We start from the raw sequence: 24,419 nt of genomic DNA, 5'->3' as shown, positions 1-24,419 counted from the left end.
AATCAAGAAATATGAAAAGAATAAAAAGACTATATTTATTTTCCATGCTAGCAGGATGTTTTACGATGACTTCATGCAGCAATTTTTTAGAAATACAGCCTGTTGGAAAAGTGATTCCGAACACATTAGAGGAATATAGGGCATTAATGACTAACATTTATGCACAAGATTTGACTGACAGAAGTGTCTGTGATATGCGAACCAAAGAAATTACTGTCAGAAATGATAGTTATGACCAAAGCGATTATGGCGATATAGAAAAATGGATTACCAACAGTACAACAGCCAAAGAGCTCGGCTGGATAGACTACTACGAAAACATCTATTATGCCAATGCTATCATCGACAAAAAGAACGATATAACAGATGGAAATGAAAAAGATATCAATCAATTAGTAGGAGAAGCCTACTTTATGAGAGGATATATGCACTTCCTTCTAGTCAACCTGTACGGACAGCCATATACAAAAGAGGGTGCAAAAGACACAAAAGCCGTCCCCTTGAAACTGACTCTTGATTTAGAAGAGATTCCAACACGGAATACAGTAGAAGAAATATATAGTTCCATTCTTTCCGACATAGAAAACGCTCGTCAACTTATAACAAAAAAAGAGTGGGAATCCGGTTACAATTATCGCTTCAGTACACTCGCCATAGATGCATTCGAATCACGAGTATATCTTTATATGGGAGAATGGCAACTTGCTTACGATGCAGCTGAACGCACGTTGGCACAAAAAGCAACACTTGAAGATTACAATAGCACCAACCTACAATTGCCTAACCTATACACATCTGTAGAGTCTATTACCGCTTATGAGAAAATTTACAATGCGACAACAACATTAGACGCCTCACAAGCTACACAATCATTTGTTGACATGTTCAATGAAGAAGATCTGCGACCTGCAAGCTACTTTGGCGAGAAGAATAAAGACGGCAACTACCCTATTATTAAAACAGACGGAAAGTCTGCCTACAAATGTAGTTTTCGTATTAGCGAACTTTACCTTAATTCTGCGGAAGCAGCTGCCCATTTGAACAATCTGCCTGAAGCTCGCAACCGTCTATTACAACTGATGGAAAAAAGATATACAACAGCTGGATATGAGCAAAAGAAAAATGAAGTAAATAGCATGAATCAGGAAAAACTGATTACAGAAATATTAAATGAACGGACCCGTGAGTTAGCATTTGAAGGTCACCGTTGGTTCGATTTACGTCGAACTACCAGACCGAGAATTGAAAAGGTATTAAGCGGAGGACAAACGATTGTTCTTGAACAAGATGATGATCGTTACACATTACGTATTCCTTTAAGTGCTACCAACGCTAATCCCAATTTAATGGACTAAAGTTTATCTAACCTTTATAATAATATCAAACTCCTTTTGTATTCTCATTTGCAAAAGGAGTTTTTTATTTCAAGATATCTCATTTACCATCTCCACATTCCTCTCTTACAGATGTTGGCCATCGTAACATCTTTATCCCTCAAAAATATTGTTCTTTAACAAGAAATCCATATCTTTGTAGCGACTTATTACGATTAATAACGTAGAAGCGTTTAGAATATTATCTCTATTCAGAATCTGGTAAATTCTTTAATTGGGGAGATAATGGCAACTAAGCGTTCACGTCTTTGTTATATACAAGGGCGTGGACTCTGTTGTTCATTTCCCAATAGGTTTACCAGAACCTTGAATAGAATGAACTAACGACGTCCACGCTTCTCTTGTATATAATGGTATCCGGACGCTTACCACACAAACAATAAGAAAAATGAGCAACACTATTACAAAGTTCTTTGCTTCTTTTTTAGCTTATGGGGTAGCTAATAAGAAAAAGCGTTTTTCGGCAATTGGCCGTTTCTCCGAAGGATTGGCTCCCGTTAAAGGAAAAATCCAATGGGGATACATCAATAAAGGATATGACGTTGTCATCCCTCTAATGTATGAACGGGCTTTCTCTTTTAAAGAAGGATTAGGAATGGTAGTACTCAATTCCCAATACGGATTCATCGACCATACCGGACAGATACGGATTCCGTTTAAGTACGCAGCCGCTCACTCGTTTGAGCAAGAATGCGCACGTGTATGCCACGATGGATTATGGGGACTGATTGACAGACAAGGAAACTACATTCTTCCACCGACTTACAGTCAAATAGAACAATTCGCGGAAGGATTAGCCCTCGTCTCGCTACACAACAAAGTAGGATTCATTAATAAGAAAGGAGAAGTTGTCATTCCCTTGAAATATGATAATGGATGCTCTTTTTCTGAAGGATTGGCTGCTGTCTGTATTGAAAGCCAGTCGTCCAAGTGGGGGTATATAAACAAAGACAACCAAGAAGTACTTCCTTTTAAGTACGATATTGCAGAACCCTTTTATAACAACATAGCTCGAGTGGGTCTCTATGGAAAAAGCATGAAAATCAACAAGCAGGGCAGTGAATGTCTATAAAATAACCACTCTACGCATTTATTCATCTCAACACGCGAGGCATTCTGTTCTAAAACATCCCCTTACGAATAACAACGTAAGGGGATTTTTCGTACATTCGAACATGTTAAATCTTTAATACGTAACATTATGATTATCGGAGTACCAAAGGAAATCAAAAACAATGAGAACCGTGTTGGCATGACACCTTCGGGGGTGGCCGAAGTGGTAAAACAAGGGCATCGGGTATTTATCCAACATACAGCGGGAATAAATAGCGGTTTTCCGGATGAAGCATATCAAGCTGTCGGCGCGCATATCCTGCCAACAATAGAAGACATTTACGCCACTGCCGAGATGATCGTAAAGGTGAAAGAACCGATAGTCACCGAATATAACTTAATTAGAAAAGGACAGTTACTATTCACTTATTTCCATTTTGCTTCCGACCGGGAGTTAACTCTTGCCATGCTCTCCAACAAATCAATATGCCTGGCTTATGAAACTGTAGAAGAAGCAGATCACTCATTGCCTTTATTAATTCCTATGAGTGAAGTTGCCGGACGTATGTCTATCCAGGAAGGCGCCCGTTTTCTGGAAAAACCGCAAGGTGGAAAAGGTATTCTTTTGGGAGGCGTGCCAGGTGTTAAACCAGCTAAAGTATTAATTTTAGGAGGTGGAGTTGTAGGTAGCAATGCCGCACAAATAGCTGCAGGAATGGGGGCAGATGTCACTATTACAGATATAAATCTGGCACGTCTGCGCTATTTGAGCGAAACACTGCCGAAGAATGTAAAGACATTGTACGCATCCGAACTAAGAATCAGAAAAGAATTACCGGATGTTGATTTAGTTGTCGGTTCTGTACTGATTCCCGGTGATAAAGCACCACATTTGATTACCAAAGAGATGCTTTCAATAATGCAGCCCGGCACAGTATTAGTGGATGTGGCAATCGATCAGGGAGGATGTTTCGAAACGTCTCACCCGACTACTCACAGCGCACCGACTTATATTGTAGATGGAATTGTTCATTATGCAGTAGCTAATATTCCGGGAGCTGTGCCTTACACTTCCACTCTTGCACTGACTAATGCTACCCTCCCCTACGTAATGGCTTTAGCAAATAAGGGATGGAAAAAAGCCTGCAAAGAGAATCCAGCATTAGCACTCGGATTAAATATCGTAGAAGGAAAAATCGTTTATAAGGCCGTAGCCGACGTATTTGGTTTGAAGTACGAACCTGTCAGCCTATAATTTCACCACAGAGGACACAGAGGACACAGAGTTCTTCTCTCTCTTTCCGTAAGTAAAACAGAGCGATAAATACGATTCTCAATACGTGAGACTCTGTGTTACTAAAAAGATTAAACCTCTGTGTCCTCCGTGTCCTCTGTGGTGAAATAGAAATTATCATTTATCTTTCAAACAAATATTTCTTCTCCACCGCCTGCCAATAAGACTCAACCAATTCGTTCATCACCTCTGCCACCGACTGTCGACGGGATATTATTGCCGAAACCTGACCTATCTCCAGTTCACCTTCTTCCAAGTCTCCTTCAAACATACCTTTCTTTGCACGTCCTTTTCCTAGCAAGCTTCGTAATTCTTCAGCAGAAGCACCACTATCTTCAGCCTTCTCCACCGCCTCGCGGAAAGCATTCTTTACCAAACGCGTCGGAGCCAGCTTTTTCAATAACAACTTAGTATCTCCTTCACCAAGACTCAAGCAATAATCCTTAAATACCGGACTCGCTGAACTCTCGTCAGTCAGAGCAAAACGTGTTCCTATCTGCACACCTTCGGCTCCCAATACCATAGCAGCCAGTATTCCTTCTCCTGTGCCGACACCTCCTGCAGCTATCAAAGGCAATGTTGTAGCCTCACGTACAGCGGGAATCAAACAGAAAGTCGTTGTCTCTTCGCGTCCATTATGCCCTCCGGCTTCGAACCCTTCTGCCACTACCGCATCTACTCCGGCCTCCTCACATTTTACAGCAAAACGGGAAGAAGAAACAACATGAACAACCGTTATTCCACGCTCTTTCAACCACCCAGTCCACGTTTTCGGATTTCCGGCAGAGGTAAAAACAATCTTCACTCCCTCTTCCACCACAATATTCATGATCTCTTCTATCTGAGGATACATCAAAGGAATGTTTACACCAAAAGGCAATTTCGTGGCCGCATTGCATTTACGGATATGCTCGCGTAAAGTCTCCGGATGCATGGAACCGGCACCGATCAATCCCAGTCCACCGGCATTGCTCACAGCAGAAGCAAGACGCCAACCGCTGCACCACACCATGCCACCTTGAATAATAGGATACTGAATACCCAGAAGAGAAGTAATTCTATTCATAACCAATAATTTATCTATGTGTTAATAGGTTGACATGAGCGCATTGCTACATCAACACATCATTATAACGCCTTCAACGGGCAATCTGTTCAATTGGTTTATTTATCAATACAGTGGTAGAGTCTCCATAAGTTCTCAATACCTCCAACGTGCGGGCACGGTTATCCCGTCCCGTCTTATTCCAGAAATCTTTTGTAAAGACAGCCATCAGGTCAAGTCCGCCGATAGTTCCACCATTGATATACACTCCACTCCCACCAAACAAGGGAATAGGTGCATCCATCACTACCGTGTTCACCATCATTCCGTTAGCACGTTCACCCAACTGGCGGAAACGCACCCCACTCGCCTGTATCTCATCCAACGACTTACGCATTCCTTTTGCCATCGGATTGCGTGCCCAGTTTGAATAAGATCTTTGATGACGTATCTCGTAGAAAGGATCACCCCGCCAGGTATTTTTATCGATCTTTATCTTCTTCTGATAGATGGGATCCCAGTTATAGCGGGTATTTGCTTTATATGGCATCAGAGTCAACATCACTTTCGGTTTAGGCAATGCTTCAGGAAGCGATTCGTCAGGCATCATCCAGCTTTTCTCCTCCGACATCCGGGGAGTACCCACTGCGCTTCCGAAATCAATCGACTTCACAGCATCCATATTTAAATGCAACTCCTGGTCACTCTCCAGCAACTTCTTCAAATGCAAAGAATCTTGTGCCGTCCATACTTGCGCATATGCAAATACAGCGATCAGACACAGTGCCATTGTTGTTATAAACCGTTTCAATCCATCCATCCTTTTTACTCTTTCATTACCTATATTTCGGAGCACTTCATATACATTTTGCACGTATGAGAAGCTATCTTTTGAGCGTAATAATCCCCCTGTCAGCAGCAAAAGACTACTGATACAAACAAATGTTCCCACATGAATGTTTCCTATTTTTTACTTTCCGAAGGCTCCTCCCCCTTTATTACCACCAACGATAACCCGATCCACAAAGCGGCTCATCGTAGCACGGATCAATTGTCCATCTCGTTTTCGGATATTGGCGTTCTTCCCACCAACTACGATAACAAGCGGCTGCATCGAGTACTTCCTCATCGGTCAGGAAATAGATTGCTTCATAATTTTCAGCATTCGCCAATACCATTTTACAACCTAATGACGGAGGTGTGCCCTGACGGATAGATTCAATCACCCAAAGCATACACTCACCCAACCGAATCTTACCGTTGTTCATATTGTAAACCGACGGAAAAGAAGGGATAATAGTCAGATCTTCTGCATATTTTAAAAGTTCGGGAATGTCCTCTTCCGTGAAATGAGGAACTTCCACTACTCCTTTATCATTCTTCATCTTATACGTACCCGCCTTCAATTGTTTCACAAAAAGGGCAACGTCCGGATTGTTATAATCCATTTCTTCGCTGGTGCATCCTGTAAAAGATACAATCAGGCAAACAGCCATCCACAGCATTAGTAGTGTTTTTTTCATTTTCATAAGGATTAATACGTCATGCGAAGTCCGCAAAGTAAATTAAAATTAGTCGGCCGTTTCGTTCGTACCGTAGCCAATTTCGAATCTGTCTTGAAATGATGCGAAACTCCGGGTTCGGCAAAAACAGCAAGTCGGTCATTAATCTTATAGTTGATTCCAATACCGGCAGTCACTGCCAGCTGGATAGGTTCTTCTTTAAAACTGTTGTCCGGTGCACCGGCAATACATTTATCGGCTATTCCTCCCACAGTAGCATAAAGGTCAACTTTCTTCGTATCCACCAACGTCACGTTCACTTTAACGGGGATCCCCAGATAGTGCAAGTGCTGCCCTGCAGAACGGAGGTTCGAATAGAGCAGTCCGGTTTCTATGCCGAGAAAATCGTTCAACTTACGTTCTACCGTCACCCCTGCGGAAACCGGCATTTTATAAGTACCATTATCTGCCGGAAGTGCTGTACCCACTTGAACTTTCATCGCCCAACGATGCTTTTTCACTGCTTTGGGTTGAACCATATTGACATTCGACTGTTCTTCCGGAGCGACAGATGACTCTGTATTACCGTTTGTTGCCTGCCAATAACCATTATGCCCCTGATTACCATATTGGTTGCCATTTCCCGTAGAAGTAGTGGAAGAAAAAGAAAACGACATGGAGAAAGTGATAGAAAGAGAATCTTCTTCCTCTGTATATTGCGACAGCATACCGTAAGATTTCGGAGCCGGTTTCGGCAACACCGGTTCTACCGGCAGCGGTAACTGATTGACGCGTATTCCATCTCCATCCATCTGTCCTCCATTCGTCACGGCTATCTTTGTAAATGCTTCTTCCATATCTTCCTTTGGAGAGAAATACAAGAAAGTAGCCGACGAGGCTGCCAAAACGAGCAATACAGACGCCGCAGCCGCCACACGGAAGAGCAGAATCCGGCGACGATGCTGGCAAGCCACAGGAATTTCCTGCGAGAGCTCTTCCCAAAAGCCATCCCGTACACTCATCCCGGCATCAGCGAGACGTGTGCGAAACAGATCGGTTATTTCATCATTTTCTTTCTTCATGATTCCTATACTCTTTAATTCTTTTTGCTAACAAATATTTGGCCCGGTGCAACTGCGAAGTAGATGAATGCTCTTTAATGTGAAGCATCTTGGCTATCTCCTTGTGCGATTTCTCTTCAAACACATAAAGGTTGAAAACGGTTCGGCAACCATCCGGCAATTCGGCAATAAAAGCCATCAACTGCTCTTCGGATATTCCAGTCCCTCCTCCCGAATCCGATATATCCGGTATATCGGGAAGCTGCTCTTCATGCACTACCAACTGACTGACTCGTTTCTCCCGTCGCAGGAAATCGAGTGATTGAGTGACCATCACCCGGGTGATCCATGTACAGAGTGAAGACTCACCCCGGAACGAGAAGTTGGTAAAAATCTTGATGAAACCGTCATGCAGTACATCGTGCGCCGCATCCATATCGCCCGTATAGCGGAAACATACCGCCAGCATCTGTTTGGAATAGAGGGTGTAAAGTTCCTTTCGGGCTGAATCCTTTCCTGCCCGACAGCCCTTTATCAGTTCTATCTCGTTTTCCAAAGTCAATTACTTTTTTTAAAATCGAACGTATGTCTGCGTCGTTTGCTTATTAGACGCGAGAATTTGAGGAATGCTGCAAGGAATATTGCTAAAAGAAGTTAAAGAATACGATTCACCACAGAGGACACAGAGTACACAGAGGAACAATGATAGGAAATTCTTCCTATAAAATAAATTTAAATCCTCTGTGTACTCTGTGTCCTCTGTGGTGAAAAAAAATCAGCACGCTTTGAAACTCATATCCAGTCCTTTCACTGAATGAGTCAAAGCTCCTACAGAGATGAAGTCTACGCCACATTCGGCATAGTCGCGGAGCGTATCAAAGGTGATACCACCCGAAGATTCAGTTTCGTATTTACCTGCCACCATCTCTACTGCTTTCTTCGTCATTTCGGGAGTGAAGTTATCAAACATGATACGGTCTACTCCACCGAGATCAAGAACTTGCTGCAGTTCGTCGAAGCTGCGGACTTCTATTTCTATTTTCAGGTCTTTGCCTTTTTCCTTGCAATATTCTTTGGCACGGGTGATGGCTTTGTCGATACCTCCGGCAAAGTCCACATGATTGTCTTTCAGAAGAATCATGTCGAACAGACCAATACGATGGTTTACTCCGCCACCGATTTTCACAGCCATTTTTTCAAGGATACGCATACCGGGAGTTGTCTTGCGGGTGTCAAGCACACGGGTATTTGTGCCTTCCAACACCTTTGCATATTTACGGGTCATTGTTGCAATACCGCTCATACGCTGCATCACGTTCAACATCAGGCGTTCGGTTTGAAGCAAAGATTGCACTTTTCCTTCCACTACCATTGCTACGTCACCCGGTTTCACTTCTGTTCCGTCATTGATAAACACTTCCACTTTCATGGTAGGATCGAAACGGTTGAAGATTTCTTTAGCAACTTCGATGCCAGCCAACACACCGGCTTCTTTGATAAGCAATTTTGATTTTCCCATTGCCGTAGCGGGAATACATGAAAGGGTGGTATGATCACCATCACCTATATCTTCTGCAAAAGCAAGATCGATCAACTTGTCGATCAGTTCTTTTTCCTTATTCATTGATCTTGTCAATTCTTATTTGATGTATTAAATATTGATTCTGCACTTTCTTCAGGAAACAGTTCACACGAAAGTTCCCATTAGTAGTAGCCAACGTACCGATAACGAAACTTGATTCATCCCGTTTTCCCTGATGGTTCACGTTAAATCCGCTGACTTTATTCTTCGTAAAGAATTCCTGCATGGTAGCTGTTGCTTTCTGTTTGTCAACGTTTGTCGAGCGACCTTGGAGCACCAAGTTTACCTTGTCCCCCATATACTTACTCAGCTCTTGCGAGCTTCCTCTTTTAAATGCCGTTATCACTCCTGCCGGTATCTCCTGCGCCATCAGCAACGAGAGAGAAAGAAGCAAAGCGGTCATTCCTGCAAGCACTCGTTTTTTCATAAATACAAGCTTTTAAGTTGAAGTTTAAAGCTTTAAACTTTCAACTAATGATAGGCAAAGGTAAGCATTAATTGCAGAATAACATAAAAAATGCCTATTTTTGTGCAATAATCAGAATTGTAAACGTATGAAAACAACCCTGCTCGTCGTAGGACGAACCGTAGAACAACACTATATAACTGCGATCAACGACTATATCCAGCGTACTAAACGCTATATCACTTTCGATATGGAAGTGATCCCCGAACTGAAAAACACCAAGAGCCTTTCAATGGAAGTGCAGAAAGAAAAGGAAGGGGAACTGATACTGAAAGCTCTTCAACCGGGCGACGTGGTGGTATTGCTCGATGAGCACGGAAAAGAAATGCGTTCTCTGGAGTTCGCCGAATATATGAAGCGGAAAATGAACACGGTCAACAAACGACTGGTATTCATTATCGGAGGGCCTTATGGCTTTTCTGAAAAAGTTTATCAAGTGGCACACGAAAAGATTTCAATGTCCAAGATGACTTTCTCACATCAGATGATCCGGCTGATATTCGTTGAGCAGATTTATCGGGCGATGACTATATTGAATGGAGGGCCGTATCATCATGAATAGTAACTTATCTCATATACTATTATAAACGAGACAAAATAGACTTTTTAATTTCGTCCCAAGATACATCCACAAACATATAAGGCATTGGCTCCTCCTCCGCATCTTCAAAATAAGCTAAACTTTTCATAGCCATAAAAGAAGATGAGTCAGGATATTTTTGAGAATAGAAATCCAACAGATTTTTCAATGAATACTTTTTCAACAAAAAGTATTCATTGAAAAATCTTTTTTAGTACCTCTCCCTTCAATAGCAGTAATTTTCATTGCCGCAATATCTCTAGGACTTGCCAAACGTATCCCATCTTTATATACGACATCATCAAGCCAAGGATAAGTATAGTTCACGATATCTATTTTAACCTCATTCAATACGTAAATGTGTATATTCTTAGAATCATTTAAGATAGTCAGTGTCCCAAGTGTTCGCAAAGCTTCCTTCAAATCTTGAGAATCTACATTAATCTGACCAAAAAAATCCAAATCGACCGACTTTCGATGTCCTAATTGCAAAGCTAATGCAGTACCACCGACTAGACGAGTATTACAAAGTACAGGTAACTGTTGCAACTGTTTTAAAAGTTCCAGTGTTGTGGATTCGACCGTTGATAAGTGTAACATCTAAATTGTTCTTTAGGAGTTTGTGAAATGGCAGAAAGATAAGCTAAAGCCCGAGGCTCCAATTCACGAAACCCTTTAGCTATTTCGACGATTCTCCCAAGACCATAATATTGTTTTACAATATTCCAATCTTGCAACATACCATATTCAAGCACTCTCTTTATTATATATTGTGAATGCTTCTCCATATCCAAATCATCTTTATTGACATCCCAAAAAAGATATGTTGAAAATCGAGTAATATATTCTTCCATTATCTATCGTATTGCAATCCTTAATATGACAAAGATAAAAATAAAAAATGAATCGAACGCAAGCTAATAGCTATATTTCACAAAACTGTATTATTCTCTTCTTCATAGATTTTATTAAAAACTCTACAAAGTTTTTTTTCATCCGCAATTAGTTGACGAAGTTCTGCCAACCGTCCGGCATTATCCGATTGGGATATCCACAACTTCAGATACCCTCCTTCTGCATATTTTTCAGTTAGATGTTTCCGAAAACGGGCGTATTGCTCTTCTTTATCCATCTCCGGATAATGAGACAGCCCATATTGTACGGTACGACGTAAAGTGACTTCGGGATCAATAATTCGGTCAGCCTCGGCAACAATCATTCCATAGATTGTTCTGGGAGCCTGTTTATTAGAAGCCCGATGATCTTCTATCGCCTCTTTCATCTGCAACAGCTGCTCATCCGTAAACCAACGCCGCAAAGTTTCGTCCGCTAGCAACACTTTGCCGGAGGTTATATGATGAAATTCACGTCCTTCGTATAATCCCAAGTCATGATAAGCAGCAATGACATAAACCATCGAATAATCGACTTCATAATGTGCCGCTAATTTCAGACTTTCCTCCATAACCTTTTCTACATGGTCTATTTGATGCGCTTTATCAAAGTTAGCGTATTGAGGGATAATACTTTGCCGAACATAGTTTTGCAATTCAACAGGCACATGATGAGTCATATTCGATATTTTTAGCAAGTGAATTCCTTTATTTTTATTATTCCCGATTCATCAAACGATGTTCTGCCATCTGTTCGAACTTTGTTCCCGGACGACCATAATTGGCATACGGATAAATGGAAATACCACCGCGAGGAGTAAATATCCCGGTTACTTCTATGTATTTGGGATTCATCAACCGGATAAGATCTTTCATGATGATATTCACACAATCTTCATGAAAGGCTCCATGACTGCGGAAACTGAAAAGATAGAGTTTCAAACTCTTGCTTTCCACCATTTTTATATCAGGAATGTAGCTGATACGTATTTCGGCAAAGTCCGGCTGTCCGGTAATAGGACACAGACTTGTGAACTCCGGGCAGTTGAAACGTACCCAGTAATCATTTTCAGGATGCTTATTATCAAAGGCTTCCAGTACTTCAGGAGCATAATCTTGCTTATACTCGGTTTTTCTTCCTAACAAGGAAAGTTGGTCTTTTAATTCAGTCATTGCACTCGTTAACTACAACCTCTACCCTAAACAAAAAAATGCATTTCCTCTTTCACCTATCACCGTTCAGCCTCAAACGCTTTATTCATCGAGGTTTCAGTGGTGAAAGATTCATTTTACAACCTATCACCGCATCTATCACCTATCACCATCAACTCTTAACCCACGTTTGCTTTCTCCTCATCTTACTTGTTACGGTGAGTTTCATTGCCTGAAACAATGTGTTTCCCGTGCTGAAACAAAGTGTTTCATTACTTGGAACAAACTGTTTCAAGCCTTGAAACTATAGTTTCAAGCGTTAGAAACTTTAGTTTCCTACCGTTGAAACTCTAGTTTCTCACCGATGAAACAACAGTTTCATGCTGTTGAAACTAATCTAAGCCTATACGTTCCGGATAGAAGCTACTACCATTTATTAATTAGAACGTACCGGTGACGGCAAGTAGTGACAGCAAAATATCAAATTTAGCTGCTGTCACTACTTGCTGTCACAGACTAGACATTTCATAATCAAGCACTTACCTACAACAATGTGACAGATGACAACAAAAAATGCATTTTAATCTCTATGTAGAGATATTATTGATTCTTACTTTTTAAATACTTCTCCAATCCCTCCCGACGTAGTGTACAAGCCGGACAGTGTCCACAACCATCTCCCTGAACGCCATTATAGCAAGTCAGAGTCTCGGTGCGAATCAGTTCCAGCACTCCCAGTTCGTCGGCCAATGCCCATGTTTCTGCCTTATCAATCCACATCAAAGGGGTATGAATCACAAATTGTTCATCCATAGCCAGATTGAGAGTTACATTAAGAGACTTAATAAAGGCATCACGGCAGTCGGGATAACCGCTGAAATCCGTTTGAGAAACTCCCGTTACCAAATGATTAATACCACGTTCACGGGCATATACCGCCGCGATACTTAGAAAAAACAGATTACGTCCCGGAACAAAGGTATTGGGAACGCTATCTGCTGGTTTTTCCTGATCCATCACCATCGTAGTATCGGTCAATGAATTGCGACCTAACTGTCCGATAAAGGAAACATCCATCACATCAAATTCCACTTCTGCTTTCCGGGCTATCTCCCGTGCAAGCTCCACCTCTTTCTGATGCTTCTGACCATACAGGAAACTCAAAGCATATACTTTCTTAAAGTTGCGTTTTGCCCAAAACAAACAAGTAGTAGAGTCCTGTCCACCGCTAAACACAACCAATGCTGCTTCTCTATTCATATTCTATCTTAAATATCTTTGATTTTCAACACATTATAAGAGATATCGGTATCATACACATCACTACCGTCTACCTTCTTAATGGCTTTCACTACACGGATTGTCACCGGAAGGATCATAACTTCATACATGGATTTCAGCACAATCTGAATCCCCATCATGATAAGCAGTTCTTTCCAAGCAATGATTCCGCCAAAAGCTACCGGGAAGAAAATCAGTGAATCGGCAGTCTCACCTACTACAGTAGACCAGATGGCACGGGCCGAAAAGTTACGTCCCTGACTGGCTACTTTCATCTTACTCATCACATACGCATTGAGAAATGAGCCTACCAGAAAAGCCATCAGACTGGCAACCACGATACGAGGCGCCATGCCGAATACAAAATCAAAATGTTCTTCACCCTCCCAGAAAGGAGCAGCCGGAATGGCAACAGCTATCAACCCAAGAGCAACCACGAAGAAGTTCATGGCAAAACCGCTCCAAATGATGAGCCGCGCTTTCTTGAATCCCCAAACTTCGGCGATACAATCATTAATAATATAAGAAATAGGAAAAACTAATAATCCGGCTGTCACGGTCAGACTACCCACCTGGATTACTTTTGTTTCAAGAAGATTGGCTGCAATGAGACAGACATTAAACAGAATGCCCAGCAGCATAAAGGGTACAGATACTTTCTCTTTCATTATTCCTGTTTTTTACGTGGTGTTCTAGAATACACGACCGCTATTCACGGCATCATACTTTATTTTTATCTTTCGGGGGCAAAGGTATAAGAAAAAAGCGAGAGGGCAAAAAGAAAAGAACAACATTTTAAACACCTATCTTTTTCTACTCATACTATAATCGTTTTGAAATAAGTCAAGTCATAAAAAAACAGGCACGGATTACACGGATTTCACGGTTTTAAGAGATTGGATAGACTATTAAAAACCGTGTTAATCCGCGTAATCCGTGCCTAAAATATATTCCTTATCGTACCATTTAAAGTAATTTTTGGTGCAGTGGTCCGGCTTGTTCATCTGCAACAGTATATAAAAGTGTCCCAACTTATTTTTTAGCGATTACTTATTTTCTATGAGATTGACAAAAAACGACCTTTTCATATCCTTTCTTCTCGAAAAAATATTTATATTTGCAGCGAGGATTGGACCATTATTGACAGCCAATCTTCATGTTTTAGGACATTTAATTTATCTTATTAGAAAAGTCGCGTTTTCGAAACAGAAATCAAAATTAGATGTCCGCACTGAACTTATATCCAAATTAAGACATATAAGTACAGGTGCGGGCATACTATATTCGATTTCTGTGGGCTCGCGCGACTGCCTCTAGTAAGGAATATATGTATCGTCCGTGCCTCTTATTTTATTATAATCCGGCGGCGGCGCATACACTAAAAAAACAAATGAGGTATGACAACAAAACAATGGATTGGCATTGAAGAAGCCGCAGAGAAGTATCAAGTATCTATCAGACGTATCAATACGTGGTGCAAAAGACAGGAAATTACTTTCACAGAAATTGACCATTACCTGATGCTGGATGAAAACAGTTTGCTGGAATGTATCGAACGAAACACACAGCTTGCCCTTACAAATGAAGAGTTTGAACGACGCAAAGAAAAACTCATAAGAGAAAACGAAGAAAATCTATTTATTCTCCAATCATTAGCGCCACTAACCCCAATGATGCGTCTGATAATAAAAGAACTTGCCGGAATGATTCAAAATGAAAACAGAAGACGCATGTTCCTGTTTGTCACACTGGAAGGTAATTTCAAAAAATATGCAGAAGAATCCTGCCAAGATTTCTTTTATATTCGAAGAGAGTTTCAGATACTTATTCGGGATATTCAATCCCGAATCGGATTTCTAAAGACATACAAAGACGAAATGACGTATCTCAAAGCGGCACTGCGACTATACGAAATGAACTTCGGCAGAAATCTATTCAGCAAGAATAGTTTAGAAAAGGAAAGTCCGGCAGCCCGGGAAAAGAAAAATGCCATCCACCTGCTCAATACTCCTATTCGTGACTTTGAGTTTGACCCAAGGTCAAGTCGGGTGCTAGGCGAAAACGGTGTACAGACACTTCGGGATTTATTAAAAATCACCTATAAATACGGATGGAATAGAATAAATAAACTACCGAACATTGGTCCGACCTCACTAAATAAGTTAATCAACCGACTGAAACTGTTGAATATCCTTGATGATGAAGAAGGGTGCTATCTCTATAAATATTTGGATGAATGAAAACAATCATGAAATTTCCCTAACATCGAAATCCTTTTAGTCGCTCTGTTGTTCTAAGTGCATGTTTAATCAAAAAAATATATCATGGAACATCAAGTCTTCTTATCGGTTACTACGGTGGGAAGACTGTTTTTTTAACTATTTCGGAGAGCGAAAATATAAAATTGTTTTATCTCTGAAAAAAGAAAACTTCAACAAGCTCCAGTTGTTCGGAGTTTCCGAACAACTAAGGCGATATCTATGCTACTGCCGTGGATTTATTCCTATGTTGAAGATAGTATTAAAACGTTGATGGACGGCATTCAGCAGAAAATAAACAAGCCTCCCCATCAGTCGTCGTATTCTGACAGGAAGGCTCATCACTTTGACCTTAAAACACATCACTCAATCAGGCACCTGCATCAGGAAGAAAAATCTTTCAGTTCCTCTTTCAACCGCTTACGGATGAAAAACAAACGGCTCTTTACCGTTCCCATCGGCAATCCTAATTTTTCGGCAATTTCTCGATACTTAAATCCGGCAACAAACATCTGAAAAGGAACTTTCATTTCTTCCGGTATGGAATGTATCACCCGATACAGTTGTTTCATATCATACGTAAACTCAAACCTGTCGGCATCTTCATCCTCGATCAAATGTTGCTGATTGATAGAATAACTGTCATCAATCAGATTCATTTCGCGAACTGTACGACGATAGTTATTGACAAAAATATTACGCATAAGCGTATACATCCACCCTTTCAGATTCTTACTATATGTAAACTTTTCACGATTATCCAATGCTTGCAACACACAGTCCTGAACCAAATCATTGGCAGAGTCACGATCTGCCGTCAATTTATATGCGAAGCGATGCAAATCCGGTTGTATCGCCAATATTCCTTTAGTAAAATCCACTTTTTCCATCATCGTATTTCTTTTATCTAATTAGTACGATACAAAGATCCGCTTTTTTAGAATCATTATAAATAGCAATTCTTCCGATTAGTTTGGCTATTTTTCCTTTGCCCCTCTCAACCATTTCTTTTTTTAGTTGTTCATTGGGCATTCACCTAAAACTTAACTGATAATGAGAACAAGCTTTAAAATGGTAGCCATGCTACTGGGGATAGGAATTTTTCCCCTCTGTGCTCATGCACAAAAGAAAGTAATCATCGAAGATGAAGAACCCAATTCCATCATGTTTGTTTCGAAGAACAAAGCAGGAGATGAAATCATCCGAATCATGAACGACCGTTCGCAGATGCGTTTCCACGACCCGAATGCTCCCCGCTTCCTGCTCACCGACCAAAAAGGGAAATTTGCCCTGGGCATCGGAGGATATGTCCGTGCAACGGCAGAGTATGACTTTAACGGTATCGTAAATGATGTCGATTTCTATCCGGCATTGATTCCACAACGCGGAAGCGGCAATTTTGCCAAGAATCAATTCCAGATGGACATCACCACTTCTACCCTATTCCTCAAACTGGTAGGACGTACGAAACATCTGGGAGACTTCGTTGTCTACACAGCCGGAAACTTCCGGGGTGACGGAAAAACCTTTGAATTGCAGAACGCTTATGCGCAATTCCTCGGTTTCACGATCGGATACAGCTACGGTTCGTTCATGGACCTCTCCGCACTGCCTCCTACCATCGACTTTGCAGGTCCTAACGGGTCGGCATTTTACCGCACCACGCAATTGAGTTATATGTACGATAAGTTGAAAAACTGGAAATTCGGTGTTTCAATGGAAATGCCTTCAGTAGACGGTACAACCAACAATGACTTGTCTATCAACACCCAACGGATGCCGGACTTCGCCACTTCCGTACAGTATAACTGGAATAGTAGCAGTCACGTTAAATTAGGTGCTATTGTCCGTAGTATGACTTACTCAAGTAACGTACATGAGAAAGCCTATTCCGCCACCGGATTCGGGTTGCAAGCATCTACAACATTCAATATTACCAAGAAATTACAGGCATTCGGACAGTTTAATTATGGAAAAGGTATCGGATCTTACCTGAACGATTTAAGTAATCTGAACGTAGATATCGTTCCCGATCCTGATAATGAGGGAAAAATGCAGGTTCTCCCGATGCTGGGATGGTATGCAGGGTTGCAATATAACCTTTGTCCGAGCATCTTTATATCCGGCACATATAGTTTATCCAGACTTTATTCTGAAAACGGATATCCAAGTGAAAATCCGGAATCCTATCGGAAAGGACAGTATTTAGTGGCTAATGCTTTCTGGAATGTAAGCAGTAACCTGCAAGTGGGCGTAGAATATTTAAGAGGATGGCGTACTGATTTCAGTTCTTCAACCCGCCACGCCAACCGGTTGAATATGCTGGTACAGTATTCTTTCTAAACTAACAATACATAATAGAGTATTTGTATAAAATTGAAGAGGGAGACAGCAATTGAAATGCTATCTCCCTCTCATCATCATTATTAACTCCGTATTTTATTGAGTTCTAAATCATTTAGAACCTGTAGTCAATGCTAAGACCAAATACTTTGTTGGTACGACTATAGACATTGGTACCAGGCAATCCTGTACCATTATAATTTGAGAATTCTTTCGTATAATCTTCGTAAGTAGTCCACATATAGCCAACATTCAAAGCTGCTCTTTCACTCAATTTCACCTTCGCTCCAAAGCCTAATGTATAGGAATCGCAAGAAAAACTGGTATCGCTCTGAAAGTTGTCAGACAATCCGTAATCCGTAATTTGTCCACCACAACTTAACGTCAATTGTCTGGTTACATCCCATTCAATACCTGCCAGATATTCGTTAGTCCCCTTAGTCAAGAACTTCTGCTTTCCATCTGCCATACCTGCTTTCTTGTCATCATAAAAGTGATATTCTACAGATGCACGCAGTACTGGAAGAAACTCATAAGCCACTGCTACCGAAAGCATGGAAGGAATATCATTCGGAGTATTGACACCGTTTTTATAGTTGCCTATCAAAGCCTCTGCTTCAGTCGGATATTCCAATTTATGAGTTTTATTTTCAATGTTCATGTTAGCCTTGAACTCATACTTGGCTCCAATGTTCAACTTGTTCCATTTTACATCCACGCCTATCACCGGAGTTAACCCCCAACCTGTCTGGTCACAGTCCAAGGCCAAATTCATCAAGTCTGTATCTCCCACTTTAGCATCCAAGAATCCCTCATAACCTCCCGAAAAATAATTCATACGGGCACCGGCAAAAGCTGAAAGCCAATCAGTTATTTTATAAGATAAGCCCAACTGCAAGGAATAGATGTATTGTCTGCCATCCATAGCACTATTGATGATATATTTGTCCGGGGTCATTATCGGCCCTCCTTGCGCTACTCCATCCAAACTCTTTTGGAATATTTTTGCCATAGCAGCCGACTCAAATATAGGTAAACCGTCATCAAACGACGCCTTTCCACCTCCGGCAGTTATAGCGAAGAAACCGGAAATAGTCCAATCTCCTTTCTTATATGCAGCAAACACACTGGGAATAACCGGCGCGGCAGCTTTTCCTTTATAATATTTACTATAAGGCTTGTCGGAAACAGTAGGAACAGGAGCGGTAGGATCTGTTAAATTAAGACCACTATATGTCATAAAGCTGGCATCAATATTTCTCGTCTGAAAAGCACTCTGAATGCTCAATCCCACATGGAAACCATCATTCGGCAAAAAAGCTAAACCGGCAGGATTAGACAAAGCTCCGTCTATTTCAAAGGTAGCACCACGAGATAGCATACGAAGAAAAGCAGCGTGTTGATTAGTATTTGTCAGAAGACCTCCGGCAAAAGTTGGAATTGAAACGATTAGCATCACAAATCCAATCAAGGAAATTTTTCTCATCTAAATCTTTTTTAAAATTATTCGGGCGCAAAGATATAACAATATTGCACACGGAGCACATATTTGTGCATTTATTTTCATTTACCCAGCATTTTAATTGAAAAATCAAACTGTTTCTAATGAAACAATCTATTTCCCGGACAATGGATTGAGTAAACAAATCAAGCTGTTCCGGTGTTTAACATTATATAATTTATAGAATAATATTATGGCCTATACAATTGCATTTTTCGGCACAAAGCCTTATGATGAGTCCTCTTTCAATGACAAAAACAAAGAGTTCGGGTTTGAGATACGCTACTACAAAGGGCATCTGAATAAAAACAACGTACTACTGACACAAGGAGTGGATGCTGTCTGTATCTTTGTGAACGACGTTGCCGACGCAGAAGTAATCCGTGTGATGGCAGCCAACGGAGTAAAACTATTGGCACTACGCTGTGCCGGATTTAATAATGTAGATTTAGATGCTGCCGCCGCTGCCGGAATTACCGTAGTACGGGTTCCTGCCTACTCTCCTTATGCCGTTGCAGAGTACACCGTAGCTCTTATGTTATCGCTAAACCGGAAAATTCCCCGTGCTTCCTGGCGTACCAAGGACGGCAATTTCTCCCTGCACGGCCTGATGGGATTCGACATGCATGGAAAAACAGCAGGCATCATCGGCACAGGAAAAATAGCGAAAATACTGATTCACATCTTAAAAGGGTTTGGAATGAACGTATTGGCTTACGACCTCTATCCGGACCATAACTTCGCCCGTGAAGAACAAATAGTTTATACTTCATTGGACGAACTATATCACAATTCGGATATCATCTCCTTACATTGTCCGCTCACCGAAGCGACCAAATACCTGATTAATGACTACTCTATCAGCAAAATGAAAGACGGAGTAATGATTATCAATACCGGCCGTGGACAGCTGATTCATACCAACGCACTGATCGAAGGATTGAAGAACAAAAAAATAGGTTCTGCAGGACTGGACGTATATGAGGAAGAAAGTGAATACTTCTACGAAGACCAATCCGACCGTATTATCGACGATGATGTACTCGCCCGTTTGCTTTCATTCAATAATGTGATCGTCACTTCTCATCAAGCTTTTTTCACACATGAAGCGATGGAGAATATTGCTGCGACCACCCTGCAAAACATAAAAGATTTTATCAAACATAAGCCTTTGCTAAATGAAGTGAAGAAATAAAACTTTTAAGCTCCTTTCTTTGTTTACAAAACATATAAACAAATAAGAGAAAGGACAGATTTTATGAAAAAAGTAATACATAAAGCAGATACAAGAGGACATTCCCAGTATGACTGGTTGGATAGTTACCATACTTTTAGTTTTGACGAATACTTCGACTCCAATCGTATCAACTTTGGTGCCCTTCGCGTATTGAATGATGATAAGGTTGCACCCGGAGAAGGTTTTCAGACTCACCCGCATAAGAATATGGAAATCATCTCCATCCCTCTGAAAGGACATCTGCAACATGGAGACAGCAAGAAGAACAGCCGCATCATTACTGTTGGAGAAATTCAGACAATGAGTGCCGGAACGGGAATCTTCCACAGTGAAGTGAATGCAAGCCCTGTAGAACCGGTAGAATTCCTGCAGATCTGGATTATGCCGAGAGAACGGAACACCCGTCCCGTTTACCAGGATTTCAGCATTGCAGAACTGGAACGTCCGAATGAACTGGCAGTCATCGTATCTCCCGACGGCAGTACACCTGCTTCCCTTTTACAAGACACCTGGTTCTCAATCGGTAAAGTTGAAGCCGGAAAGAAACTGGGTTATCATATGCATCAAAGTCATGCAGGCGTCTATATTTTCCTCATTGAGGGAGAAATTGTAGTAGACGGCGAAGTATTGAAACGCCGCGATGGTATGGGTGTTTACGATACCAACAGTTTCGAACTGGAGACACTGAAAGATTCACATATCCTATTAATAGAAGTACCTATGTGATTCCATCATTAGAAATTAAGAACTAAAAACAGCCAGATAATCTTATGGCGAAATTAAACATAGCAGATATCCGACAGGAATATACGAAAGGCGGGTTGCGGGAAAGTGAACTTCCCGGCGACCCGCTTTCGCTTTTCAATCGTTGGCTACAAGAAGCAATTGAGGCAGAGGTGGACGAACCGACTGCAGTCATTGTAGGAACCGTATCTCCCGAAGGGAGACCGTCTACCCGTACCGTATTATTAAAAGGGCTCCATGATGGAAAATTTGTCTTTTATACCAATTACGAAAGCCGTAAAGGCAGGCAATTGGCACAAAATCCGTATATCTCCCTCTCTTTTGTGTGGCACGCCCTCGAAAGACAAATACATATAGAGGGAATAGCGACGAAAGTTCCTCCGGAAGAATCGGATGAATATTTCCGGAAACGTCCTTATAAAAGCCGGGTCGGTGCACGAATTTCTCCTCAAAGTCAACCTATAATAAGCAGAATGCAATTAATACGGTCTTTTGTCAGGGAGGCAGCCCGGTGGATCGGTAAAGAAGTGGAAAGACCTGATAATTGGGGCGGATACGCCGTTACCCCCACAAGGATTGAATTCTGGCAAGGACGTCCCAACCGCCTGCACGACCGTTTTCTATATACCCTGCAACCGGACAGGGAATGGAAAATCAGTCGTCTTGCTCCTTGATTTCGTCGATTTTTCTTGGCAACTCCAACTAGAATACGTAATATTGCAACTATAAAATAGTCAGCTTATGACACTGGATTATATTTATCACAGCGGTTTCGCCATCGAAATGGAAGGTGCAACCGTTATCATCGATTACTACAAAGATTCTTCCGAAACGGAACATAACCGGGGAATCGTACATGATTATCTCCTGAAAAGGCCGGGTAAGCTATATGTATTGGCCACCCATTTCCATCCCGACCACTTTAACCGTGAGATATTGACCTGGAAAGAACAACGCCCCGACATTCAATATATTTTCTCCAAAGATATCTTGAAATCCCATCGTGCCAAAGCCGAAGATGCTTTCTATATTAAAAAAGGAGAAACATACGAAGACGAGACAATTCGTATCGATGCTTTCGGCTCAACGGATGTCGGCAGTTCGTTCCTGCTTCACCTGCAAGATTGGAGTATTTTCCATGCCGGCGACTTGAACAACTGGCATTGGAGTGAGGAATCTACTGAAGAAGAGATCCGAAAAGCCAATGGTGATTTCCTTGCAGAAGTTAAATATTTAAAAGAAAAAGCGCCAAACATCGATTTAGTACTATTCCCGGTGGATCGGAGAATGGGAAAAGATTACATGAAAGGGGCAAAACAGTTCATCGAACAAATAAAAACTACTATATTTGTGCCCATGCACTTCAGTGAAGATTACGAGGGGGGAAATGCGCTTCGTAGTTTTGCTGAAAATGCCGGATGCCGTTTTATCAGCATCACCCATCGGGGCGAAAGTTTTGAGATTACCAAATAAACACATGATAATTATGAATAAATTTACGATTCTGTTTCTTACCCTGTTCCTTGCATTGCCGATGGCGATGAAGGCAGATTCTGCAAAAGAGAAGAAAGACGACACCAGGTACCTTGTAGGAGCTGTTCCTGAAGTAGATGGTAAAGTAGTATTTTCCAAAGAATTCCAGATTCCCGGAATGAGTCAGGCACAAATCTACGACACAATGACAAAGTGGATGGACGAACGTCTGAAAGAAAATAAAAATATTGATAGCCGCATTGTTTTCTCTGACGAAGCAAAGGGGACAATTGCCGGTGTTGGAGAAGAATGGGTTGTTTTCAGTTCAAGCGCCCTTTCATTAGACCGTACACTGGTCAACTATCAGATTACCGTAACCTGTAAACCCGGCAACTGTCTGGTAGAGCTTGAGAAAATCCGTTTCACTTACCGTGAAACAGAGAAATACAAAGCAGAAGAATGGATCACCGATAAATATGCGCTCAATAAAGCAAAGACCAAATTAGTGCGCGGCTTAGCTAAATGGCGTAGAAAAACTGTAGATTTCGCAGATGATATGTTTATGGATGTAGCAGTAGCTTTCGGAGCACCTGATACTCGTCCGAAGACAGAGAAAAAGAAAAAAGAAGAAGAGCAACAAAAAACATCTGTTGTGGCCGCTGCCGGTCCGATCATTATCGGTCAGGGAGGTAAAGTTACCACTACCGAATCTGCTCAAACCACCATTCCTGCGGCTACTTTGACTCCCGCCACTCCGGCTACCAAAGTTGCATCCGACGCATCCGGTTATACAGAAATTGATTTGAAACAAATTCCGGGCGAAGTATATGCTTTAATGGGAAGTGGCAAATTAGTGATCAGCATCGGAAAAGATGAGTTCAACATGACCAATATGACTGCAAATGCAGGTGGTGCATTGGGTTATCAATCAGGAAAAGCTGTTGCATATTGCACACTTTCACCCGATCAACCTTATGACGCAATAGAAAAGGCAGACAGCTATACACTAAAATTGTATGCTCCGAACCAAACAACTCCTTCAGCTGTTATCGAATGTAAGAAAATGCCTTCACAGACAACTCCGCAAGCCGGACAACCCCGTACCTATGTTGGAGAAATTGTGAAACTCTTAATGAAAAAATAAGGAAAATTGCAACAATGGAAATAAAAAGTAAATTTGACCATTTTAATATCAACGTTACAAACCTGGAGCGGAGTATCGCTTTTTATGAGAAAGCACTCGGCTTAAAAGAACATCATCGGAAAGAAGCATCCGACGGTTCATTCACACTGGTTTACCTGACAGATAATGAAACGGGATTCCTATTGGAATTGACATGGCTCAAAGATCATACTGCTCCATACGAACTGGGGGAAAACGAAAGTCACCTCTGTTTTCGTGTAGCCGGTGATTACGATGCAATCAGGGCCTATCACAAAGAAATGAATTGTGTATGTTTTGAGAATACTGCCATGGGGCTTTATTTTATTAACGACCCGGATGATTACTGGATTGAAATACTTCCACAGAAGTGATTTTATATAAAAAGGTGGGGCAGG

The 24,419-nt window shown here is 41.4% G+C and carries 26 protein-coding genes and 1 pseudogene; 12 read left to right on the top strand and 15 right to left on the bottom strand.

Annotation, left to right across the window (positions count from 1 at the left end; genetic code table 11):
* Window positions 1–11 precede the first annotated feature (11 nt).
* From I2I13_RS10200 to ald, 3 genes are all read left to right on the top strand, one after another.
* Complete coding sequence (locus tag I2I13_RS10200) at window positions 12–1,355, top strand: RagB/SusD family nutrient uptake outer membrane protein (RefSeq protein ID WP_195649416.1); 1,344 nt, start codon at window positions 12–14, stop codon at window positions 1,353–1,355.
* A gap of 427 nt (window positions 1,356–1,782) precedes the next feature.
* Window positions 1,783–2,466, top strand: coding sequence for a WG repeat-containing protein (locus I2I13_RS10195; protein WP_195649415.1), 684 nt, complete (start codon window positions 1,783–1,785; stop codon window positions 2,464–2,466).
* Window positions 2,467–2,595: 129 nt separating this feature from the next.
* On the top strand, window positions 2,596–3,702 hold the full coding sequence (gene ald, locus I2I13_RS10190; protein WP_195649414.1) for an alanine dehydrogenase: 1,107 nt from the start codon (window positions 2,596–2,598) through the stop codon (window positions 3,700–3,702).
* A 160-nt stretch (window positions 3,703–3,862) separates the two neighbouring features.
* Here the strand turns inward: ald and I2I13_RS10185 are convergent, their stop codons facing one another.
* From I2I13_RS10185 to I2I13_RS10155, 7 genes are all read right to left on the bottom strand, one after another.
* Window positions 3,863–4,807 carry a nitronate monooxygenase family protein gene (locus I2I13_RS10185; RefSeq protein ID WP_148364812.1) on the bottom strand — a complete coding sequence of 315 codons (945 nt, stop codon included), beginning with the start codon at window positions 4,805–4,807 and terminating at the stop codon, window positions 3,863–3,865.
* Between the two features lie 73 nt (window positions 4,808–4,880).
* The gene (locus tag I2I13_RS10180) at window positions 4,881–5,606 is read right to left on the bottom strand and encodes a DUF4858 domain-containing protein (RefSeq protein ID WP_195649483.1); all 726 of its coding nucleotides are present in this window, start codon (window positions 5,604–5,606) and stop codon (window positions 4,881–4,883) included.
* A 178-nt stretch (window positions 5,607–5,784) separates the two neighbouring features.
* On the bottom strand, window positions 5,785–6,309 hold the full coding sequence (locus I2I13_RS10175) for a DUF4943 family protein (RefSeq protein ID WP_074559124.1): 525 nt from the start codon (window positions 6,307–6,309) through the stop codon (window positions 5,785–5,787).
* 11 nt (window positions 6,310–6,320) lie between these two features.
* Complete coding sequence (locus I2I13_RS10170; RefSeq protein ID WP_195649413.1) at window positions 6,321–7,370, bottom strand: outer membrane beta-barrel protein; 1,050 nt, start codon at window positions 7,368–7,370, stop codon at window positions 6,321–6,323.
* A complete protein-coding gene (locus I2I13_RS10165; protein WP_032843268.1) occupies window positions 7,354–7,905 on the bottom strand; it encodes an RNA polymerase sigma factor in 552 nt (183 codons plus the stop codon). Before I2I13_RS10165 ends, I2I13_RS10170 begins: the two co-directional genes overlap by 17 nt.
* A 219-nt stretch (window positions 7,906–8,124) precedes the next feature.
* Complete coding sequence (gene nadC / locus I2I13_RS10160; protein ID WP_004314515.1) at window positions 8,125–8,973, bottom strand: carboxylating nicotinate-nucleotide diphosphorylase; 849 nt, start codon at window positions 8,971–8,973, stop codon at window positions 8,125–8,127.
* On the bottom strand, window positions 8,966–9,358 hold the full coding sequence (locus tag I2I13_RS10155; RefSeq protein WP_148364809.1) for a DUF4783 domain-containing protein: 393 nt from the start codon (window positions 9,356–9,358) through the stop codon (window positions 8,966–8,968). Before I2I13_RS10155 ends, nadC begins: the two co-directional genes overlap by 8 nt.
* A 127-nt stretch (window positions 9,359–9,485) precedes the next feature.
* Between I2I13_RS10155 and rlmH the strand changes: the two genes are divergently transcribed.
* Window positions 9,486–9,959, top strand: a complete 474-nt coding sequence (gene rlmH / locus I2I13_RS10150) for a 23S rRNA (pseudouridine(1915)-N(3))-methyltransferase RlmH (protein WP_074559125.1) — start codon at window positions 9,486–9,488, stop codon at window positions 9,957–9,959.
* Between the two features lie 19 nt (window positions 9,960–9,978).
* Here rlmH and I2I13_RS10145 read toward each other — a convergent pair.
* The 6 genes and pseudogenes from I2I13_RS10145 to I2I13_RS10120 form a co-directional block, all read right to left on the bottom strand.
* Window positions 9,979–10,577 (bottom strand): annotated as a pseudogene (locus I2I13_RS10145) (nucleotidyl transferase AbiEii/AbiGii toxin family protein).
* Window positions 10,532–10,831, bottom strand: coding sequence for a hypothetical protein (locus I2I13_RS10140; RefSeq protein ID WP_004311349.1), 300 nt, complete (start codon window positions 10,829–10,831; stop codon window positions 10,532–10,534). The pseudogene I2I13_RS10145 and the gene I2I13_RS10140 overlap by 46 nt, the downstream one beginning before the upstream one ends.
* 77 nt (window positions 10,832–10,908) lie before the next feature.
* On the bottom strand, window positions 10,909–11,550 hold the full coding sequence (locus tag I2I13_RS10135; RefSeq protein ID WP_148364808.1) for an HD domain-containing protein: 642 nt from the start codon (window positions 11,548–11,550) through the stop codon (window positions 10,909–10,911).
* Between the two features lie 37 nt (window positions 11,551–11,587).
* Window positions 11,588–12,043: a preQ(1) synthase gene (gene queF, locus I2I13_RS10130; protein ID WP_004304260.1), complete on the bottom strand. Its 456-nt coding sequence runs from the start codon at window positions 12,041–12,043 to the stop codon at window positions 11,588–11,590.
* 579 nt (window positions 12,044–12,622) lie between these two features.
* Entirely contained in the window at window positions 12,623–13,282 is a 660-nt protein-coding gene (queC, locus tag I2I13_RS10125; RefSeq protein WP_195649412.1) for a 7-cyano-7-deazaguanine synthase QueC, read from the bottom strand.
* 8 nt (window positions 13,283–13,290) lie between these two features.
* On the bottom strand, window positions 13,291–13,971 hold the full coding sequence (locus I2I13_RS10120; protein ID WP_195649411.1) for a queuosine precursor transporter: 681 nt from the start codon (window positions 13,969–13,971) through the stop codon (window positions 13,291–13,293).
* A 729-nt stretch (window positions 13,972–14,700) separates the two neighbouring features.
* Between I2I13_RS10120 and I2I13_RS10115 the strand changes: the two genes are divergently transcribed.
* The gene (locus tag I2I13_RS10115) at window positions 14,701–15,543 is read left to right on the top strand and encodes a DNA-directed RNA polymerase subunit alpha C-terminal domain-containing protein (RefSeq protein WP_148364805.1); all 843 of its coding nucleotides are present in this window, start codon (window positions 14,701–14,703) and stop codon (window positions 15,541–15,543) included.
* Between the two features lie 401 nt (window positions 15,544–15,944).
* Here the strand turns inward: I2I13_RS10115 and I2I13_RS10110 are convergent, their stop codons facing one another.
* Window positions 15,945–16,451, bottom strand: coding sequence for an RNA polymerase sigma factor (locus tag I2I13_RS10110; RefSeq protein WP_074559099.1), 507 nt, complete (start codon window positions 16,449–16,451; stop codon window positions 15,945–15,947).
* Between the two features lie 163 nt (window positions 16,452–16,614).
* Between I2I13_RS10110 and I2I13_RS10105 the strand changes: the two genes are divergently transcribed.
* Window positions 16,615–17,904, top strand: a complete 1,290-nt coding sequence (locus I2I13_RS10105; protein ID WP_074559100.1) for a DcaP family trimeric outer membrane transporter — start codon at window positions 16,615–16,617, stop codon at window positions 17,902–17,904.
* 115 nt (window positions 17,905–18,019) lie between these two features.
* Here the strand turns inward: I2I13_RS10105 and I2I13_RS10100 are convergent, their stop codons facing one another.
* Entirely contained in the window at window positions 18,020–19,390 is a 1,371-nt protein-coding gene (locus tag I2I13_RS10100; protein WP_074559101.1) for an OmpP1/FadL family transporter, read from the bottom strand.
* A gap of 208 nt (window positions 19,391–19,598) precedes the next feature.
* Here I2I13_RS10100 and I2I13_RS10095 point away from each other — a divergent pair, with 208 nt between their 5' ends.
* The 6 genes from I2I13_RS10095 to I2I13_RS10070 all read left to right on the top strand — a co-directional run bounded on the left by I2I13_RS10095 (window position 19,599) and on the right by I2I13_RS10070 (window position 24,395).
* Complete coding sequence (locus I2I13_RS10095; RefSeq protein ID WP_195649410.1) at window positions 19,599–20,600, top strand: 2-hydroxyacid dehydrogenase; 1,002 nt, start codon at window positions 19,599–19,601, stop codon at window positions 20,598–20,600.
* Between the two features lie 63 nt (window positions 20,601–20,663).
* A complete protein-coding gene (locus tag I2I13_RS10090; RefSeq protein WP_148364804.1) occupies window positions 20,664–21,368 on the top strand; it encodes a pirin family protein in 705 nt (234 codons plus the stop codon).
* Between the two features lie 44 nt (window positions 21,369–21,412).
* On the top strand, window positions 21,413–22,060 hold the full coding sequence (pdxH, locus tag I2I13_RS10085) for a pyridoxamine 5'-phosphate oxidase (protein ID WP_195649409.1): 648 nt from the start codon (window positions 21,413–21,415) through the stop codon (window positions 22,058–22,060).
* A 67-nt stretch (window positions 22,061–22,127) separates the two neighbouring features.
* Window positions 22,128–22,859, top strand: a complete 732-nt coding sequence (locus tag I2I13_RS10080; protein WP_148364802.1) for an MBL fold metallo-hydrolase — start codon at window positions 22,128–22,130, stop codon at window positions 22,857–22,859.
* 13 nt (window positions 22,860–22,872) lie between these two features.
* The gene (locus I2I13_RS10075; RefSeq protein WP_195649408.1) at window positions 22,873–24,003 is read left to right on the top strand and encodes a DUF4468 domain-containing protein; all 1,131 of its coding nucleotides are present in this window, start codon (window positions 22,873–22,875) and stop codon (window positions 24,001–24,003) included.
* A gap of 14 nt (window positions 24,004–24,017) precedes the next feature.
* Complete coding sequence (locus I2I13_RS10070) at window positions 24,018–24,395, top strand: VOC family protein (protein ID WP_004304308.1); 378 nt, start codon at window positions 24,018–24,020, stop codon at window positions 24,393–24,395.
* Window positions 24,396–24,419: the final 24 nt, after the last annotated feature.

The sequence above is a fragment of the Bacteroides sp. D55t1_190419_B8 genome (genome assembly GCF_015558905.1).
Classification (GTDB): Bacteria; Bacteroidota; Bacteroidia; order Bacteroidales; family Bacteroidaceae; genus Bacteroides; species Bacteroides vicugnae.
Note: the sequence above shows the minus strand (reverse complement) of the source record. Positions and strands in the feature narration are given on the sequence as shown.

Coding starts and splice junctions, on each gene's coding strand:
- I2I13_RS10200 (WP_195649416.1), top strand. CDS start 12: ATGAAAAGAATAAAAAGACTATATTTATTTTCCATGCTAGCAGGATGT.
- I2I13_RS10195 (WP_195649415.1), top strand. CDS start 1,783: ATGAGCAACACTATTACAAAGTTCTTTGCTTCTTTTTTAGCTTATGGG.
- ald (WP_195649414.1), top strand. CDS start 2,596: ATGATTATCGGAGTACCAAAGGAAATCAAAAACAATGAGAACCGTGTT.
- I2I13_RS10185 (WP_148364812.1), bottom strand. CDS start 4,807: ATGAATAGAATTACTTCTCTTCTGGGTATTCAGTATCCTATTATTCAA.
- I2I13_RS10180 (WP_195649483.1), bottom strand. CDS start 5,606: ATGGATGGATTGAAACGGTTTATAACAACAATGGCACTGTGTCTGATC.
- I2I13_RS10175 (WP_074559124.1), bottom strand. CDS start 6,309: ATGAAAAAAACACTACTAATGCTGTGGATGGCTGTTTGCCTGATTGTA.
- I2I13_RS10170 (WP_195649413.1), bottom strand. CDS start 7,370: ATGAAGAAAGAAAATGATGAAATAACCGATCTGTTTCGCACACGTCTC.
- nadC (WP_004314515.1), bottom strand. CDS start 8,973: ATGAATAAGGAAAAAGAACTGATCGACAAGTTGATCGATCTTGCTTTT.
- I2I13_RS10155 (WP_148364809.1), bottom strand. CDS start 9,358: ATGAAAAAACGAGTGCTTGCAGGAATGACCGCTTTGCTTCTTTCTCTC.
- rlmH (WP_074559125.1), top strand. CDS start 9,486: ATGAAAACAACCCTGCTCGTCGTAGGACGAACCGTAGAACAACACTAT.
- I2I13_RS10140 (WP_004311349.1), bottom strand. CDS start 10,831: ATGGAAGAATATATTACTCGATTTTCAACATATCTTTTTTGGGATGTC.
- I2I13_RS10135 (WP_148364808.1), bottom strand. CDS start 11,550: ATGACTCATCATGTGCCTGTTGAATTGCAAAACTATGTTCGGCAAAGT.
- queF (WP_004304260.1), bottom strand. CDS start 12,043: ATGACTGAATTAAAAGACCAACTTTCCTTGTTAGGAAGAAAAACCGAG.
- queC (WP_195649412.1), bottom strand. CDS start 13,282: ATGAATAGAGAAGCAGCATTGGTTGTGTTTAGCGGTGGACAGGACTCT.
- I2I13_RS10120 (WP_195649411.1), bottom strand. CDS start 13,971: ATGAAAGAGAAAGTATCTGTACCCTTTATGCTGCTGGGCATTCTGTTT.
- I2I13_RS10115 (WP_148364805.1), top strand. CDS start 14,701: ATGACAACAAAACAATGGATTGGCATTGAAGAAGCCGCAGAGAAGTAT.
- I2I13_RS10110 (WP_074559099.1), bottom strand. CDS start 16,451: ATGGAAAAAGTGGATTTTACTAAAGGAATATTGGCGATACAACCGGAT.
- I2I13_RS10105 (WP_074559100.1), top strand. CDS start 16,615: ATGAGAACAAGCTTTAAAATGGTAGCCATGCTACTGGGGATAGGAATT.
- I2I13_RS10100 (WP_074559101.1), bottom strand. CDS start 19,390: ATGAGAAAAATTTCCTTGATTGGATTTGTGATGCTAATCGTTTCAATT.
- I2I13_RS10095 (WP_195649410.1), top strand. CDS start 19,599: ATGGCCTATACAATTGCATTTTTCGGCACAAAGCCTTATGATGAGTCC.
- I2I13_RS10090 (WP_148364804.1), top strand. CDS start 20,664: ATGAAAAAAGTAATACATAAAGCAGATACAAGAGGACATTCCCAGTAT.
- pdxH (WP_195649409.1), top strand. CDS start 21,413: ATGGCGAAATTAAACATAGCAGATATCCGACAGGAATATACGAAAGGC.
- I2I13_RS10080 (WP_148364802.1), top strand. CDS start 22,128: ATGACACTGGATTATATTTATCACAGCGGTTTCGCCATCGAAATGGAA.
- I2I13_RS10075 (WP_195649408.1), top strand. CDS start 22,873: ATGAATAAATTTACGATTCTGTTTCTTACCCTGTTCCTTGCATTGCCG.
- I2I13_RS10070 (WP_004304308.1), top strand. CDS start 24,018: ATGGAAATAAAAAGTAAATTTGACCATTTTAATATCAACGTTACAAAC.